At 67.9% G+C, this 15,805-nt stretch carries 13 protein-coding genes; 5 read left to right on the forward strand and 8 right to left on the reverse strand.

The genetic code is table 11. The annotated features are described in order from the left end of the window. Together FXN61_RS06525 and FXN61_RS06530 are read right to left on the reverse strand one after the other, a co-directional pair. On the reverse strand, nucleotides 1–1,515 hold a 1,515-nt coding region (locus FXN61_RS06525; protein ID WP_246290875.1), incomplete at its 3' end, for a diguanylate cyclase domain-containing protein. Between the two features lie 222 nt (nucleotides 1,516–1,737). Then, nucleotides 1,738–2,562, reverse strand: a complete 825-nt coding sequence (locus FXN61_RS06530; RefSeq protein ID WP_167971338.1) for an SAM-dependent methyltransferase — start codon at nucleotides 2,560–2,562, stop codon at nucleotides 1,738–1,740. Nucleotides 2,563–2,715: 153 nt separating this feature from the next. On the opposite strand from FXN61_RS06530, the gene FXN61_RS06535 reads away from it, so the two are divergent. Continuing rightward, entirely contained in the window at nucleotides 2,716–4,029 is a 1,314-nt protein-coding gene (locus FXN61_RS06535) for a cytochrome P450 (protein WP_167971340.1), read from the forward strand. Between the two features lie 17 nt (nucleotides 4,030–4,046). Further along, a complete protein-coding gene (locus FXN61_RS06540; protein WP_167971224.1) occupies nucleotides 4,047–5,042 on the forward strand; it encodes an alpha/beta hydrolase in 996 nt (331 codons plus the stop codon). Here FXN61_RS06540 and FXN61_RS06545 read toward each other — a convergent pair. Together FXN61_RS06545 and FXN61_RS06550 are read right to left on the reverse strand one after the other, a co-directional pair. Beyond that, on the reverse strand, nucleotides 5,039–7,129 hold the full coding sequence (locus tag FXN61_RS06545) for a putative bifunctional diguanylate cyclase/phosphodiesterase (RefSeq protein WP_167971233.1): 2,091 nt from the start codon (nucleotides 7,127–7,129) through the stop codon (nucleotides 5,039–5,041). The two genes, FXN61_RS06540 and FXN61_RS06545, sit on opposite strands and share 4 nt — an antisense overlap. Nucleotides 7,130–7,231: 102 nt before the next feature. After that, complete coding sequence (locus FXN61_RS06550; RefSeq protein WP_167971235.1) at nucleotides 7,232–8,050, reverse strand: SAM-dependent methyltransferase; 819 nt, start codon at nucleotides 8,048–8,050, stop codon at nucleotides 7,232–7,234. A 178-nt stretch (nucleotides 8,051–8,228) separates the two neighbouring features. Here FXN61_RS06550 and FXN61_RS06555 point away from each other — a divergent pair, with 178 nt between their 5' ends. Genes FXN61_RS06555 through FXN61_RS06565 form a run of 3 tightly spaced genes read left to right on the forward strand, consistent with a single transcriptional unit; the run spans nucleotide 8,229 to nucleotide 10,877 of the window. After that, on the forward strand, nucleotides 8,229–9,539 hold the full coding sequence (locus FXN61_RS06555; RefSeq protein WP_167971237.1) for a cytochrome P450: 1,311 nt from the start codon (nucleotides 8,229–8,231) through the stop codon (nucleotides 9,537–9,539). 17 nt (nucleotides 9,540–9,556) lie between these two features. After that, nucleotides 9,557–10,546: an alpha/beta hydrolase gene (locus FXN61_RS06560; RefSeq protein WP_167971239.1), complete on the forward strand. Its 990-nt coding sequence runs from the start codon at nucleotides 9,557–9,559 to the stop codon at nucleotides 10,544–10,546. Nucleotides 10,547–10,559: 13 nt separating this feature from the next. Beyond that, nucleotides 10,560–10,877, forward strand: a complete 318-nt coding sequence (locus FXN61_RS06565; RefSeq protein WP_167971240.1) for an MGMT family protein — start codon at nucleotides 10,560–10,562, stop codon at nucleotides 10,875–10,877. A gap of 428 nt (nucleotides 10,878–11,305) precedes the next feature. On the opposite strand, the gene FXN61_RS06570 is transcribed toward FXN61_RS06565, so the two are convergent. Genes FXN61_RS06570 through nirB form a run of 4 tightly spaced genes read right to left on the reverse strand, consistent with a single transcriptional unit; the run spans nucleotide 11,306 to nucleotide 15,802 of the window. Beyond that, complete coding sequence (locus FXN61_RS06570) at nucleotides 11,306–11,947, reverse strand: sirohydrochlorin chelatase (RefSeq protein ID WP_167971241.1); 642 nt, start codon at nucleotides 11,945–11,947, stop codon at nucleotides 11,306–11,308. Beyond that, nucleotides 11,944–13,035, reverse strand: a complete 1,092-nt coding sequence (locus tag FXN61_RS06575) for a uroporphyrinogen-III synthase (RefSeq protein ID WP_167971242.1) — start codon at nucleotides 13,033–13,035, stop codon at nucleotides 11,944–11,946. The genes FXN61_RS06570 and FXN61_RS06575 overlap by 4 nt, the downstream gene beginning before the upstream one ends. Beyond that, on the reverse strand, nucleotides 13,032–13,346 hold the full coding sequence (gene nirD, locus FXN61_RS06580; RefSeq protein ID WP_167971243.1) for a nitrite reductase small subunit NirD: 315 nt from the start codon (nucleotides 13,344–13,346) through the stop codon (nucleotides 13,032–13,034). The genes FXN61_RS06575 and nirD overlap by 4 nt, the downstream gene beginning before the upstream one ends. Next, on the reverse strand, nucleotides 13,343–15,802 hold the full coding sequence (nirB, locus tag FXN61_RS06585; protein ID WP_167971244.1) for a nitrite reductase large subunit NirB: 2,460 nt from the start codon (nucleotides 15,800–15,802) through the stop codon (nucleotides 13,343–13,345). Before nirB ends, nirD begins: the two co-directional genes overlap by 4 nt. Nucleotides 15,803–15,805: the final 3 nt, after the last annotated feature.

Consider the following 15,805-nt stretch of genomic DNA (forward strand, 5'->3'; position numbering starts at 1 on the left):
ATCGCGCCTGCCGCCACCGACGCCGCTGCCGCCCGCGACGCGCAGCAGCCACTCGCCGAGCGGCAGGATAAGCCCGGTCGCCTCGGCCAGCCCCGCGCACCGGTCGTGGTCCAGCGCCTCGAAACCCGGCCGGTCCCAGTGCAACGCCGCTTCGACACCGCCGACCTGACCGTCGGCCAGCCGCACGATCGGGCGGTACCGCACGGTGATCTCGCCGTTCTCCCACGCACCCGGCATCTTCACCGCCACCGCGTGGTCACGGCGTTCCTCGGCGTCCTGCTCGGCGTGGAACACCTCCCACTGGCCACGCCTGCGCACCTTGGCCCTGCGCAACGCCGTGTCCGCCGCGCGCAGCAGGTCGAGCGGTTCGGCGTCCGCAGAAGGCCTGTGCACCACGCCCGCGCTCACCGAGACCGCCAGGCCGTGACCGTCCACATAGGTCGGTTCGAGCAGGTCGTCGTTGATGCTCTTCATGATCGCGCCGACGCCCGGTGTGGTCGCCGTGTTCTCCACCAGGACACCGAACTCGTCGCCGTCGAACCTGGCGATCATGGCCTTCTCGCCGGCCATCACGACCCTCAGCCGCTGCGCGACGTGCTGCAGCAGCCGCTCGGCGACCCGGCCGCCGAAGCTGTTGCACACCATGCCGAACGCGTCCAGGTCCAGGTGGAAGATCGTGATGCCGTGCTCGGGATCGGCCTTGCGCAGCACGGTCTCCAGCTGAGTGGTGAAGAACTGGCGATTCGGCAACCCGGTCAGCACGTCGTGCAGCGCCTGCCGCTTGAGCTCGCCCTGCAACAGCGCCAGCTCGGTGCCGTCCTCCACCACCACGACGAAGTGGCTCGGCTCGTCGTCGGCACCGCGCAGCAGCGACGCGGTCAGGGTCAGCCGCGCGACCTCGCCGTCCTTGCGCAGCATCCGTTGCGACTGCCTGATCCGTTCCGCGGCGCCGCTCAGCAGCTCCTCCATGGCCTCCCGCAGCATCTCGGCGAAGCCGGGCACGATGAGGTCGAGCAGCGGAACCCCGGTGAGCTCCTCCGCGGTGCGCCCGAGGATGTCGGCGACGGCCGCGTTCACCCTGAGCAGCCGGCCTTCGAGATCGACGATCAGCACGCCGCTGGCGGACGACGTGACCACCTCGTTGTAGCGGGCCTCGCTCTCCTTGAGGTTCCAGTTGGCGTCACGCACCGCTTTGAGCAACGACTTCTGCATGCTTTCCTGCTGTGCGAGCACGGACTCGGTGTTGGCCGCGGTGAAGCCGCACCCGAGTGCGCCGATCGCGAGCGCGATCCGTTCCGCGTACCGCTCGACCGGCTGGAACTCCGGCAGCGCGAGCAACCCCTTGCCGAGCACCTCCGTGGTGCAGCGCAAACCGAACTGCCCCAGGTGCCCCAGCGCCGCCAGATCCGCACCGGCCCGCTCGACCGGAGCCGTGGTGAACGGCTCCTCGTGCAGCATCGTGCACAACGCGTCGAGCCTGCCGCTCAGTTCTTGGTCGAGATCTTCGCTGCCCATTGGAATTGCCACCGTGCCGAGCAGGCGATATGACCATTTCCGCGCAAGAGTCAGCCGCGCCCGGACGTTTTCCTGGGGCGATGATGGGACGTCTGGTCTTCGACTCGGGGTCGACATTCGGGGCTGCCTCGCGTGGGGCTCAGATTGCTCGGCAGTTTACCCACTAGCTGTCGGTCTCTTTTCGACCGACAGCGTGAATCAGCTTCGCTCGATCGAGGTTTGTCATGGCTTACGAGCGACGCCGGCGTAAGCAATCCTGTTCATCGCCGGGTCGTCGGAGATGTCGCCAGGCCCGGACGGCCGCCATCCGGCGAATCCGACGAGTCCCGGCTCGACCAGCTCGAAGTCACCGAACAGGGCGGCGATCTCGTCCCGGCTGCGCGGGACGACCTGGTCCCCGCCCGCCTGGTTCATCCGTGCGGCCGCGGCGTTGGAGCCCTCGTCGTTGTGATCGCTGGCGAAGTGCGTGATCGCCAGGTAGCTCCCGCTGGGCAACGCCTCGCGGTAGTGCTTCAGCAGACCCCACGGGTCCGCCTCTGTCGGCACCCAGTGCACCATGAGCAGCATCAACAGGCCGATCGGCTCGTCGAAGTCCAGCAGCCTGCGCACCTCGGCGCTGCCCAGGATGCTGTCCGGGTCACGCATGTCGGCCTGCAGCACGCCAGTGCGGTCGTTGCCCGCGAGGATCAGCTCGCTGTGCGCGACGGCCACCGGATCGCGGTCCACGTACACGACACGACACTCCGGATCCACTGCTTGAGCGACCTCGTGCACGTTGGCCACGGTCGGGATGCCGGAGCCGATGTCCAGGAACTGACGCACACCCTGGTCGATCATGAAGCGCACCGCGCGGCCGAGGAACGCCCGGTTGATCCTGGCGGCACTGCGCACGTGCGGCATCAAGAGCTCGACCTTCTCGCCCATCTGGCGATCCACCGCGAAGTTGTGCGCACCCCCGAGCAGGTAGTCGTACAGCCGCGCCGCACTCGGCACGGAGACGTCCACGCTCTGCGGAACCCAGTTCTGCACTTCGGCCACGGCGACCACCTCTTCGGGTTGTGGGCGCACAAGCCTAGTCACGCACGAGGCGCATGTGACTGGGCCGCCAGTGTGAACGCGCGCCACCCGATCGGGCACTGTCCCGCTCGACCGAATGACTCCTATTGTTGTCCACCTCTTTCCACGTCGCGAGGAGCGATGATGTCCGTCCCGGTGGCACCCGGCAGGTTGCCATTTCTCGGGCACACCCTGCCGTTACTGCGGAAAAGATTCGAGTTCACCACGAATTTGCGAGATCAGGGCGACCTCGTCGAGGTTCATCTCGGTCCGATGAGGACTTTCTTCGTCACGAGCCCGCAGCTGATGCATCAGGTGCTGGTAACCGATGCGACGAAGTTCCACAAAGGGCGAATGTTCGACAAGTTCCGCCCGTTCGTCGGCAACGGGCTCGTGATGTCGAGCGGCGCCTTCCACCTGCGCCAGCGCCGGATGATGCAGCCGGCGTTCCACCGCGACCGGATCGCGGGTTACGCGAACACCATGATCCGCGCGACACGGGAGTTGGTGGAGAGCTGGCGGCCGGGTGAGGTGCGGCAGGTCGAGGAGGACATGCAGGGCCTCGCCATCACGATCGTCGGCGAGGCGCTGTTCTCCACCGAGATCGGCAAGCGCGCGATCGACGAGGCCCGCCGGTCGATCTTCGTGATCATCAAGAACGGCATCGTCCGCGCGCTCTCGCCGGGTTTTGTCGAGAAGCTGCCCATCCCGGCCAACCGCGAGTTCGACGCGGCCATCGCCAGGATGCGCGCGATCGTGCACGAGGTCATCGCGAGCCGGCGCGCCGACACCGCCGACCACGGCGACCTGTTGTCGACGCTGATGCTGGCCAGGGACGCCGAGACCGGTGAGCCGATGACCGACCAGCAGGTCTTCGACGAGGTCATCACACTGCTGACCGCGGGGATCGAGACCACCGCACTGGCGCTGGCGTGGATCTTCCACGAGATCGCAGCCAATCCCGAGGTCGAACAGCGGGTCCTGACGGAGCTCGACGAGGTGCTGGCAGGGCGCCCGGTGACGTTCGACGACCTGCCGAAGCTGACCTACGTCGGCCAGGTGGCGAACGAGGTGCTGCGGAAGTACCCGCTCTGGCTGCTCATGCGCCGTGCCGCCGAGGAGGTCGACCTCGGGGGCGTCCGCCTGCCGCCCGGCACCGAGGTGATCATCAGTCCGCACGCGATGCACCACGACCCCGCGCACTTCGCCGACCCCGAACGCTTCGACCCGGACCGCTGGACGCCCGATCACGTCCGCCGGCTGCCGAAGGGCGCGTTCGTCCCGTTCGGCGGCGGCATCCACCAGTGCATCGGAAACCACTTCGCGCTGACCGAGATCGTCATCGCGGTGGCGACCGTCTGCGCTCGCTACCGGTTGGTCCCCGATCGGCCTGTGCGCACCAAGTTCACCAACGCCGTCTACCCCGTCGGCCTTCTGATGAAGGCCGTTCCCCGTTAGTTGGAGGTTGTTCCCCGATGCGTCTCCGTCGGCTCTGTGCCGCCGTACTGCTCGCATTGCTCGTCCCCGCACCCACCTCGGCGAACGCCGCCACGGCCGGCTGTCAGGACGTGTACACCCCGGTGCGCTTCGGGCTCACCCAGCAGACCATGTTCGGCAGGCTGTGCGTGCCGCGAGGGGCGACGACGGTCCAGGTCCTCGTTCCCGGTGGCACCTACACCAGCGAGTACTGGGACATCCCGGTCCAGCCGGAGGTCCGCTCGGTGCGGCAGGCGATGAACAAGGCCGGCATCGCCACCATGACGGTGGACCGGATCGGCACCGGCAGGAGCAGCAAACCGTTGAGCCTGCTGGTCAACAGCGTGAGCCAGGCAGAAGCGGTGCACCACGTGATCCAGAGCCTGCGGCCCCGGTTCCAGAAGGTCCTCGTCGGCGGCCACTCCGTCGGCTCGGGGATCGCGATCGTCGAGGCGAGCACCTACCGCGACGTCGACGGGGTCCTGATCACCGGCATGACCAACCAGTGGAACTACGTCAAGGTCCTGCCCGCGCTGGCCAGCATGATCCCGGTGACCCTTGATCCGCGCCTGAGCAGGCTCGGCCTCGACCCCGGCTACCTGACCTCGGCGCCGGGAACCCGCTACGACACCTTCCACAAGCCCGGCCCGCTGAACACCGCCGTGGTGGACTACGAAGAGTCCTCAAAGGACGTGTTCGCGACGGGTGAGGCCATCACCACCATCCTCATGAACAACATCGTGATCCCGGCCAGCCGCGGCATCACCGCGCCGGTGATGACCGCCCAGGCCGCGGCGGACCACTTCTGCGGCACCCCGCCGCTGGGCGCCGACTGCTCGTCCGCCGAGACGCTGGCCGCGTCCGAGAGGCCGTTCTTCCCGAAGGCGCCGCGGTTCGACGCGTTCGTCCTCACCGGCTACGGGCACTGCTTCAACTTCGCACCGAACTCGTCCGGCTACCACGCGGCGGTCGTCGCGTGGCAGCGCAGCATCTAGAACTTCTCGAGCTTCTCCATGAACTCGCCCGCATCCCGGGGCGGACCGAAGTGGGCGCCGATCGCGAGGTCGGCGCCCGCGTCGTTCCACCACTTCGCCTGTTCCGCGGTCTCGATGCCGTCCACGCAGATGTTCACGCCCAGGTCGTGCACGGCGGGGATCAGCGCGGCGGAACGAGGATCCTGACGCCACACCAGATCCTTCGGCACGCACACGGACACGATCGGCAGCTCGGAGAGCCAGGCGAGGTCCTGCGGCCCGAGGCCGAAGTCCTCGAGCGCGATCTTGATTCCCATGTCCGCCAGCGTGCGCAGGTTCTCCGCCGCGTCGGCCACGCCCAGCACGCCGACCGGCATGCACAACGTCATGCGCTCTGGCGGCATCCCGGTCTCCTCCAGCACCTTCCCCACGCGTGACACCAGATCCGCGTCGGTCGACTGGTGCCGGGTGAGCCGGACGCCGAACTGCTGGTCGAGCTCGCCGCGCTGGCGCCACCACTGCGCCTGGCCGGCCGCGATCCTGATCAGCCACTCGCCCATCGGCAGGATGAGGCCCGTCTGGTCCGCGAGTTCGGCGCACCGGTCAGAGAGATCCCAGTGCAGCACCGCCTCGACACCGGCCAGCTCACCGGTCGCGAGCACGCGAACGGGCTGGTAGCACACGCCGATGTCGCCCTGCTCCCACGCTCCCGGCATCACGACGGCAAGTGCGTGGTCGCGCCTGCGCTCGGTGTCCTGGTTGCTGTGGAACAGCTCCCACTGGCCGCGCTGGTCCTTCTTGGCCTGCCGCAACGCCAGGTCCGCCATGCGCAGCAGCTCCGTGGGGTCGACGTCGGGCGAGGGCCGGTGGACCACTCCGGCGCTCACCGAGACGGCGAGCCCGTGGTCGTCCACGAAGACCGGTTCGGCCAGGTCGGCGTTGATGATGGCCATCGTCGTCGCGACGTTCGGTGTGGAGGCGGAGTTCTCCACGACGATGCCGAACTCGTCGCCGTCGAACCGGGCGACCATCGCCTGCTCGCGGGACATCAACGCCCGCAGCCTGCGCGCCACGTGCTGCAGCAGCTTGTCACCCACGCGTCCGCCGAGGCTGTTGCACACCAGGCCGAACGCGTCGAGATCGAGGTGGAACACCGTCACGCCGAACTCGGGATCAGCGCGGCGCAGCACGGTTTCCAGGTGCGTGGTGAAGAACTGCCGGTTGGGCAACCCGGTCAGCACGTCGTGCAGCGACTGCCTGCGCAGTTCGCCTTGCAGCAACGCGAGCTCCGTGTCGTCGGCGGCGACCACGAGCACATGACTGGCCTTGTTGTCGCCGTCGCGCAGCAGCGACGCCGTCAGCGTCACCTTGGCCAGATCGTCCTCTCCGCGCAGCAGCTGCATCGACTCCCGCTCGAAATCGTCGCGCTCGGCGAGCACCTTCTCCATCATCTCGCGGAACGCCACGATCGAGATCGGTGCGATGAGCTCCATGAGCCGGGTACCGGGTTCCGGCTGGCGACCGATGATCTCGCCGATCGCCTCGTTCGCCCACACCACCTTGCCGTCGAGGCCGACGATCAGGATGCCGTTCGTCGACGAGGTCGCGACGCCCGCGAACTTGGCCTCGCTCTGCCGCTGACCCCACTGCGCGTCGCGGGCAGCCTTCAACAACGACCGCTGCATGCTCTCCTGCTGATCCAGGATCGCGCGGGCACGAGCCGCGGTGAAGCCGCACGCCAGCGAACCGATACCGCCGACGACGCGGACCACGTGATGCTCTGTCGAGTGGAATTCCTCCAGCGCCAGCAGACCTTTGCCCAGCACGTCGACGGTGCGCCGGAGTCCGGGCTCATTGACGTAGCCGAGAGCGACGAGTCGCTCGCCCACCTCCTCGAACGGGGCAGGGTCGAACGGCTCGTTGTGCAGTGCCGCGCACAACGCGTCGAGCTGGTCGCCCAGTTCGGCGTCCAGCTCGTCTCTGCTCAGCGCGACGACAACGACGCTGCTGAGCAGGTAGCTCCACTTGCGCGCCAAGGCTTCTCGCGCGCGGACGGCGGCGGTGTCCGAAGGTGGAGCGGCATCGGGTCTTCGGTCTGGATTCGTCATTCCCGTTGCCCTGTATGGGTTGAAGAGTGTTCGGCAGTTTACCTACCGGTAGTCGGCGCCCGCTGCGCCGACGGAGTGAACCTCCGACACTACAGGGTGGTTTCAGCCCTTACGACCGACCCCGGCGTACAAGAACATGTTCATGGACGCCTCGTCCGCGAAGTCGCCAGGCCCGTCCGGCCGCCACTCCCCGCACCCGACGAGACCCGGTTCCACCAGCTCGAACCCGTCGAACAACGCGCTGACCTGCGCGTGCGTGCGCATGTGCATCTGGTCGGCGCTCTTGCTGCGGTTCACCACCGCCGCGGCCTGGTCGACGCTCTCGTCGATCTGGTCCTTGGCCACGTGGGTCATCACGATGAAGCTGCCGGCGGGCAGCGCGTCGCGGTAGTGGGCGACGAGCTTCTCCGGGCTGTCCTCGTCCGGCACCCAATGCAGCATGAGCAGCATCAACAGGCCGACCGGCTCGTCGAAGCGCAGCAACCGCCCGACCTCGGGACTCGACAGCACGGCCTCCGGATCGCGCATGTCGGCCTGCACGACGGCGGCGTTTTCGTTGTCAGACAGCATCAATTGGCTGTGCGCGACGGCGACGGGGTCTTTGTCGACGTAGACGATGCGCGCCGCCGGATCACGTTCCTGCGCGACCTCGTGCACGTTCGCGACCGTCGGGATGCCCGATCCGATGTCGAGGAACTGGCGAACCCCCTGGTCCATCAGGAAGTTCACCGCGCGGCCGAGGAACCGCCTGTTCAGCCGGGCCACGCTGGGCAGCCCCGGCACGAGCTTCTCGATCTGGGAACCCACCTGCCGGTCAGCGGCGAAGTTGTGGGCGCCGCCGAGGATGTAGTCGTAGACGCGCGCCATGCTCGGCACGTTGGTGTCGATGCCGAGGGGCACCCAGTCCTGGGTCTCTGCCACGGTGAACACCCTCTTCGGTTGGCGGTTCGGGGAAGATGCACGAGCTTAGTCACCCGAGGGGTCCGTGCGCTGAACCATCAGAGTGACCCGGAACCACCCGTTCAGGCACTGTCATCTTCCCCCAAACGGCTCCTAGGGTGGTCCGTCCCCATTCGGCCCCAACTCTTCAGGAGTCCGAATGCCCGTCCCGGTGGCTCCCCACCGCTGGCCGTTACTCGGGCACACCCCGGCGATGCTCACCCGGCGCGCCAAGTTCACCGACGCGCTGCACGAACACGGCGACGTGGTGCGCCTTGACCTCGGTCCCCTGCACGCGTATTTCGTCTCCGATCCAACACTCACCCATGAAGTGCTTGTCGCGCAGGGATCGAAGTTCCGCAAGGGCGCGATGTTCGACAAGTTCCAGCCGTACCTGGGAACCGGGCTGCTTCTGTCGAACGGCGACTACCACCTGCGACAGCGCCGGATGATGCAGCCGGCGTTCCATCGGGAACGGATCGAAGCGTATGCCTCGACGATGGCTCGTGCTGCTTCTTCGCTGGCTGCGCGGTGGCAACCCGGCGAGGTCCGCGTCATCGAGAACGACATGCAGGAACTCGCGGTCACCATCGTCGGCGAGGCGCTCTTCTCGACCGAGATCGGGCAACGCGCGGTCGAGGAGGTCCGCCGCTCGATCTTCACCGTCATCCAGCAGGGCATGATCCGCGCGCTGTCGCCCGCTTTCGTCGAGAAGCTCCCGATTCCAGGCAACAAGGAATTCGACGCCGCCATCGCGCGCATGAAAGCCGTTGTGCTGCAGGTGATCGAGAGCTGGCGCGCGGACGGCACCGACCACGGCGACGTGCTCTCGATGTTGCTGCTGGCGCAGGAAGACGGCGTCGGCATGACGGACCAGCAGACCTACGACGAGGTCCTGACGCTGCTGACCGCCGGCATCGAGACCACCGCGATCGCCCTGGCCTGGGCCCTCTACGAGGTCGGCAGCAACCCCGAGATCGAACGCCGATTACACGCCGAGATCGACTCGGTCGTCGGCGATCGGCCTGTGACGTTCGCGGACGTGGCTTCGTTGACCTACACCGCGCAGGTCGTGCAGGAAACCTTGCGGATGTACCCGATCTGGTTCGTGATGCGCCGAACGCTGGTCGAGGTCCAACTCGGCGACGTCCTGCTTCCCGCGGGCGCAGAGGTGATCGTCAGCCCGCACGCCCTGCACCACGACCCGCGCTATTTCGTTGAACCACAGCGCTTCTCGCCGGACCGCTGGACCCCCGGCTTCATCGCGGGCCTGCCGCGCGGCGCGTTCATCCCGTTCGGCGGCGGCAACCGCCAGTGCCTGGGCAACGTCTTCGCCCACACCGAGATCGTCATCACCCTCGCGACCATCGCCGCGCGCTGGCGACTCGTCCCCACTCGTCCGGCGCGCGTGAAGTTCACGTCCGCTCCGTACCCCGACGGCCTGTTGATGAAGGCCGTCCCCCGCAACTAGTTGGAGGTCGTTCCACCATGCGTTTCCGCCGGCTGTGCGCCGCGGCCCTGCTCGCCACCGGAACCCTGCTCGCCCCGTTGCCCGCCTCCGCCGCAGTTTCCTGCCAGAACGTCAACTATCCCGTGAGAATCGGGCTCAGCCCGCTGGTGATCTCGCAGGAGACCATGGCAGGCAGGCTGTGCGTCCCCGACGGCGCCACCACGGTGCAGGTGCTGATCCCCGGCGGCACCTACGACAGGTCGTACTGGGACGTCGGCTACGAGCCCTCGACCCACTCGTTCACCAGGGCCCAGAACAAGGCGGGCTTCGCCACCCTGGCGCTGGACCGCCTGGGCACCGGCCAGAGCTCCAAGCCACTCAGCGCCCTCATCACCGCGTCCACCCAGGCGAGCGCCGTCCACCAGGTGATCGCTCGCTTGAAACCCCGCTTCTCCAAGGTGATCGTCGCCGGCCACTCCATCGGCTCCGCGATGGCCATGATCGAGGCCGGCACCTACCGCGACGTCGACGGCGTCCTGGTCACCGGCTTCACGCACAAGATGAACTACGTGACCGTCGTCCCCGTGCTGGCCAACATGATCCCGACCAGCCTGGACCTCGGCTACCTCACCACCATGCCGGACACCCGCTACAACTCGTTCCACAAGCCCGGCCCGCTGATCCCCGGCGCGATCTCGTTCGACGAGTCCACCAAGGACGTCTTCGCGGTCACCGAGGCCGTCGACACCATCCTGCTCAACACGGTCGTCATCCCGATCTCCCGGAACATCACGGTCCCGGTGATGATCGTCGTCGGCAACGACACGCACTTCTGCAGCTCCGGCCTCCCCCTGATGGGCAGCGACTGTTCGTCGGCCGCAGCTCTGAAGGCCGACGAGGGCCAGTTCTTCCCCGCCGTCCCAAGCCTCTCCACCTACGTCCTCAACGGCTACGGCCACTCGATCAACTACGCGCCCAACGCCCCCGACTACCACGCCGTCGTGGCCGCCTGGGCGAAAGGCATCTAGCTAGACTCGAGGGATGGACGAAGAGATCCACGAGCGGGTCCGCGACTTCATCAGGGCCATCCCCCGCGGACGCGTCGCCACCTACGGCGACATCGCTGATCTCGCCAAGGCACCGTCGCCACGGCTGATCGGCCGCATCCTCAACGAGGACGGGCACGACCTGCCGTGGCAACGCGTTCTCAAGGCCGACGGCACCTGCGCGCCGCACCTCCGCGAGACCCAACTTCAGCTTCTACATGAAGAGGGTGTGCCGAACCTCGACGGCAAGGTGAACCTGCGCGAGTACCGGTGGGAGGACGCGCGCAAGGAAGAGGCCCCGGGCCTCTGGTAGCCAAGGCGAGGCGAGCCCTCACCCTTGCTAAGGCGAGGCGAGCCCCACCCTGCCAACGCGAGCACCACCCCCGCCAACGCAGGGCAACGGCGAAGCCGAGCCACCCCACAACGGCAATGCGAAGCGAGCCGACCGCACGACTCATCTGAACAGCGGTGATGACGCAACCACGCGCGTCAGGACCCGAGCGACCACCAACGCAAGGCGACATGACCGCATTGGTGACCCCTCCGCTGGAACCGGCACCCGCCAACGCAAGCCGACCCGCGCGCTGCAAACCGGAACCCGCCAACGCAAAGCACCAAAGCCGGAACCGGCGCCACCGCCAGCCGACCAACGCAGCACCAACCGGCCCGCCACCAGCGAAGTTCAACTCCTGTCAAACCACCCGGTGGAACAGTTCCATTGAGGCCGGATCAACCCCGCCCTCATGCTGATTGCAGCAACACGGCCCGAGCCTCGTAGTACTTGCGCAGCAACACATCGACCACAAGAGGATGCGCCCCGATCGGTTCGGACACCACATCCGCGCCGCACTCGGCGAGCGACCCGTGGAATGTCCCCGGTGCCAAGAGCCACGAGGCGACGGCCACGCGGCGCCCCCGCAGCCCGGCAACGACGTCGGGCACGCGGGGCGTCGCCGTCGCCACGTACCCGATGGCATCCGCACCCAGCAACGCCGCGGCACGGCGAACGTCCGCGAGCGCGCGTGGGTCCGACGAACCCGCCGCGGCGAGCACCACTGCGTCGCCGCGGCGGAAACCTGCTTCCCGCAACCGATCCCGCATCGCCGGCACCGCGTCCACGCCGAGCGGCGAGGTCACGACGACGTCCGGCCGGTTGCCGATCTGCTGGGGGATGTCGACGCGAACGTGGTAGCCGGCCGCCAGGAACGCCGGGACCACGACAGCCGGACCGTCCACAACCGACCGAACGTCCGGTTGCCGAACATCGGCATAAGCGACCTCGACCGGTACGTCCACCGAGGACCGCACCAGCGAGGCGATCTCTTCACACACCACGGCCCCGCGAGGATCACGCGTGCCGTGGAACGCCAGAACAAGTTTCATGCTGGCTCCATAGCTAGCCGGTAACCGCGCTTCACAACCGTGCACACCATCTGCGGCGAACCCAACGCCGTCCGCAACCGCCCGATCGCGGTCTCCACCGCGTGCTCCTCGCCACCGGAAGGCAAGGCAGCCAACAGGTCCTGCCGGGAAACGACACGTCCGCGAGCAGCCACCAACGTCCGCAACACGGCCATCGGCGCCGGGGCAACGGGCCGCAGCTCGCCGTCGATCACCACGGCCTGCGCCCGCATCTCCATGTCCCGCGACGCGATCCGCAGCCGAGTGGCCCGCGAAGGCAGCTCGACCGCGAGCTCCCGCACCATCGACCCGATCCGCGACCGCGCGGGCTGCACCACAGGAATTCCCGCGGCCACCAACGGTCCGGCGGTGATCGCACCGACGCCGACCACCAGCACGTCCCGGCGCAACGCCGACACCAACGCGGCGTGGTCAGGGGCGGTCCGCAGCACCGAAGAAGCGGCGGGAGCGCTCGTGAACGTCAGCGCGTCCACCTGCCCGGCCAGCACCGCGTCGATCAACCGCTGCAACGGCCCGAGATCAGCGGGTGGCTCCCAGCGGTAGACGGGAATCTCGACGACGTCGGCGCCGGCGGCCGCGAGGGTGTTCACGAAGTCCGGCAGCGGTTCGCCGTGCAGCTGGACGACGACGCGCTTGCCGGACACGCCCATCCGCAGCAGGTACTGCAGCAGCTCGGCGTTCGACTCGGACGTGGGCGACCAGGTCTCGACCAGGCCTGCCGCCCGTACCGCGCCCTTCGCCTTCGGGCCGCGTGGCAACACCACAGCACCTTCGAGAGCGCGATGCAGGCGGCTGGCCAGTCCCCACCCCTCGGCGGCTTCGAACCAGCCTCGGAACCCGATCGCTGTGGTGGCCACAACAACGTCCACCGGTGACGACACCAGTTCCAGCGTCGCCTTGTGCAGCGTCTCATCGTCGGGCAGAGGCACGATCCGCAGAGCAGGTCCGTGCAGGACGGACGCGCCCTTGCGTTCCAGCAGAGCGATGAGCTCGTCGGCGCGGCGGGCCGCGGTGACGCCGATCGTGAAGCCCGCCAGCGGCTGTGTCATGTCACCTCCACGACGCCGTCACGTACGCGGACCTGATGCACCGCAATGGACACGGAGGGCTCGTCCAGGCACTTGCCGGTCGCCAGCTCGAACGCCTGCTTGTAGACCGGTGACACCACGACGGGCACGCCGCCGCGGTCGCCCACGATGCCGCGCGAGAGCACCGCGGCGCCGCTGAACGGGTCGATGTTGTCCAACGCGTGCAAGGAACCGTCCGCGGTCAGGAACACCGCAACCTGCGAGCCGTCGGGCAGCAACGCCGCGACACCCTGCTCCGGACGCAGAACCTCAAAGTCACAGACGACGGTCACCTGACGACCTCCGGAATGCCGAGCTGGACGGGAACGCGCTGACCACGCTCAGCGCGGAACGTGATCGTGGGATCAGGGGTGCCGGGAGCGTTGACGAAGCTCGTGAACCGAGCCAGCTTCTCCGGGTCCTCCAGCACACCGCGCCACTCGTCGGCGTAGTCCGAGACGTGGGACGCCATCGCGGCCTCCAGCTCGTCGCAGATGCCGAGCTTGTCGTCGACGACGACCTCACGCAGGTGCTCGAGCCCGCCGTCGAGCCCTTCCAGCCACGCCGAGGTGCGCTGCAGCCGGTCGGCCGTGCGGATGTAGAACATCAGGAACCGGTCGATGATCTTGATCAGCGTCTCGGTGTCCACATCGGACACGAGCAGGTCGGCGTGGCGCGGGGTGAAGCCGCCGTTGCCGGCGACGTAAAGGTTCCAGCCGTTCTCCGTTGCGATCACACCGAAGTCCTTGCCTCGTGCCTCGGCGCACTCGCGCGCGCACCCGGAGACGGCGGACTTGAGCTTGTGCGGTGAACGGAGGCCCCGGTAGCGCAGTTCCAGCTCGATCGCGAGACCGACGGAGTCCTGCACGCCGTAACGGCACCAGGTCGTGCCCACGCAGGACTTCACCGTGCGCAACGCCTTGCCGTACGCGTGGCCGGACTCGAAGCCCGCGTCGACCAGCCGTCGCCAGATTTCCGGCAGCTGGTCGACGGTCGCGCCGAACAGGTCGATGCGCTGCCCACCGGTGATCTTGGTGTAGAGGCCGAAGTCGCGGGCGACCTCGCCGATGACGATCAGCTTCTCGGGCGTGATCTCACCGCCGGGGATGCGCGGCACCACCGAGTACGTGCCGTTGCGCTGCAGGTTCGCCAGGAACTTGTCGTTGGTGTCCTGCAACGAGACCTGGGTCTCGCCGAGGATGTGCCCGTTGTTCAGGGAAGCCAGGATCGAGGCCACGGCGGGCTTGCAGATGTCGCAGCCGCGTCCGCTGCCGTGCTTCTCGATCAACGCCGTGAACGTGGTGATCCGAGTCGCGCGGACGATCTCGAACAGCTCCGCCCGCGAGTACGTGAAGTGCTCGCACAGCGCCTTGGACTGCTCGACACCGCAGTCGGTCAGCAGCTTCTTCAGCATCGGCACGCACGAACCGCAGCCCGTGCCCGCCTTGGTGCACGCCTTCAGCTCGGCGACATCGCACGCGACACCGGACTGGATGGCGTCGGTGATCGTCTGCTTGGTGACCGCGTGGCAGGAGCAGACCTGCGCGTCTGCGGGCATCTCCAGGTCAGCCGCGTTCCCGCCCGGCTGCAGCAGCGCGGCCGGAACTTCCTTGCCCACCAACGGTCGCAGCGACGGGTACGCCGAGGCGTCGCCGACCAGCACACCGCCGAGCAAGGTCTTCGCGTCGTCCGACACCACGAGCTTGCTGTAGGTGCCGGCGACCGCGTTGTTCACCACGACTTCCAGCGCGCCCTCGGTCTGGGCGTGCGCGTCGCCGAACGACGCGACGTCGACACCGAGCAGCTTCAGCTTCGTCGACAGGTCGGCACCGGGGAACACCTTGGTACCACCGTTGAGCTGGTCCGCGACCACCTCGGCCATCGCGTAACCGGGGGCCACGAGCCCGTACGTCATGCCTTCGACGGAAGCGCACTCACCGATCGCGTACACGTGGGGATCAGAGGTCCGGCAAGCCGCATCGACGAGGTAACCACCGCGCGGGCCCAGCTCCAGCCCCAGGTCGAGGTCGGTGCGCGGCCGGATGCCGGCGCTGAACACGACGACGTCGAGGTCGAGCTCGAGTCCGTTGGCCAGCTTGGCGATCAACCGCGACCCGTCGCGCTCGATCGAGGAGGCGGACGTGCCGGTGTGCACGGTCAGGTCGAGCTTCTCGACCAGCCGCTTGAGCAGCCCGGCACCGCCGTCGTCGACCTGGATCGGCATCAGCCGGGGCGCCAGCTCCACGACGTGCGGAGAGACTCCCATGCCGCGCAAAGCGTTCGCGGCCTCCAGCCCGAGCAGACCGCCGCCGAGCACCATGCCGGAGTGCCTGCCGGGCCGGTCAGCGGCCTCGACGGTCGCCCGGATGCCGTCCAGGTCGTCGATCGTCCGGTACACGTGGCAACCGGGCAGATCGCGGCCCGGCACCGGCGGCACGAACGGCACCGATCCGGTGGCCAGCACCAACGCGTCGTACGACACCTCGACACCGGAAGCACCCACGACGATCCGGCGCTCGCGGTCGACCGAGACGGCCTTCTCGCCCAGCCGGATCTCCGCGCCGGACAACGGTGCCAGCTCCAGGTCCGCAGAGCTCCACGTGTCCACATAGGACGACAGCGCCACCCGATCGTAGGCGGGGCGTGACTCCTCGCCGAAGACCACGATCCGCCAGGAGGATCCGCTCAGAGCGTCCACGAGCCGGTGGCCGACCATACCGTTGCCGATCACAACCAGGGTCCGCGTCATGTC

The organism is Lentzea indica (assembly GCF_012184385.1).
Classification (GTDB): domain Bacteria; phylum Actinomycetota; class Actinomycetes; order Mycobacteriales; family Pseudonocardiaceae; genus Lentzea; species Lentzea indica.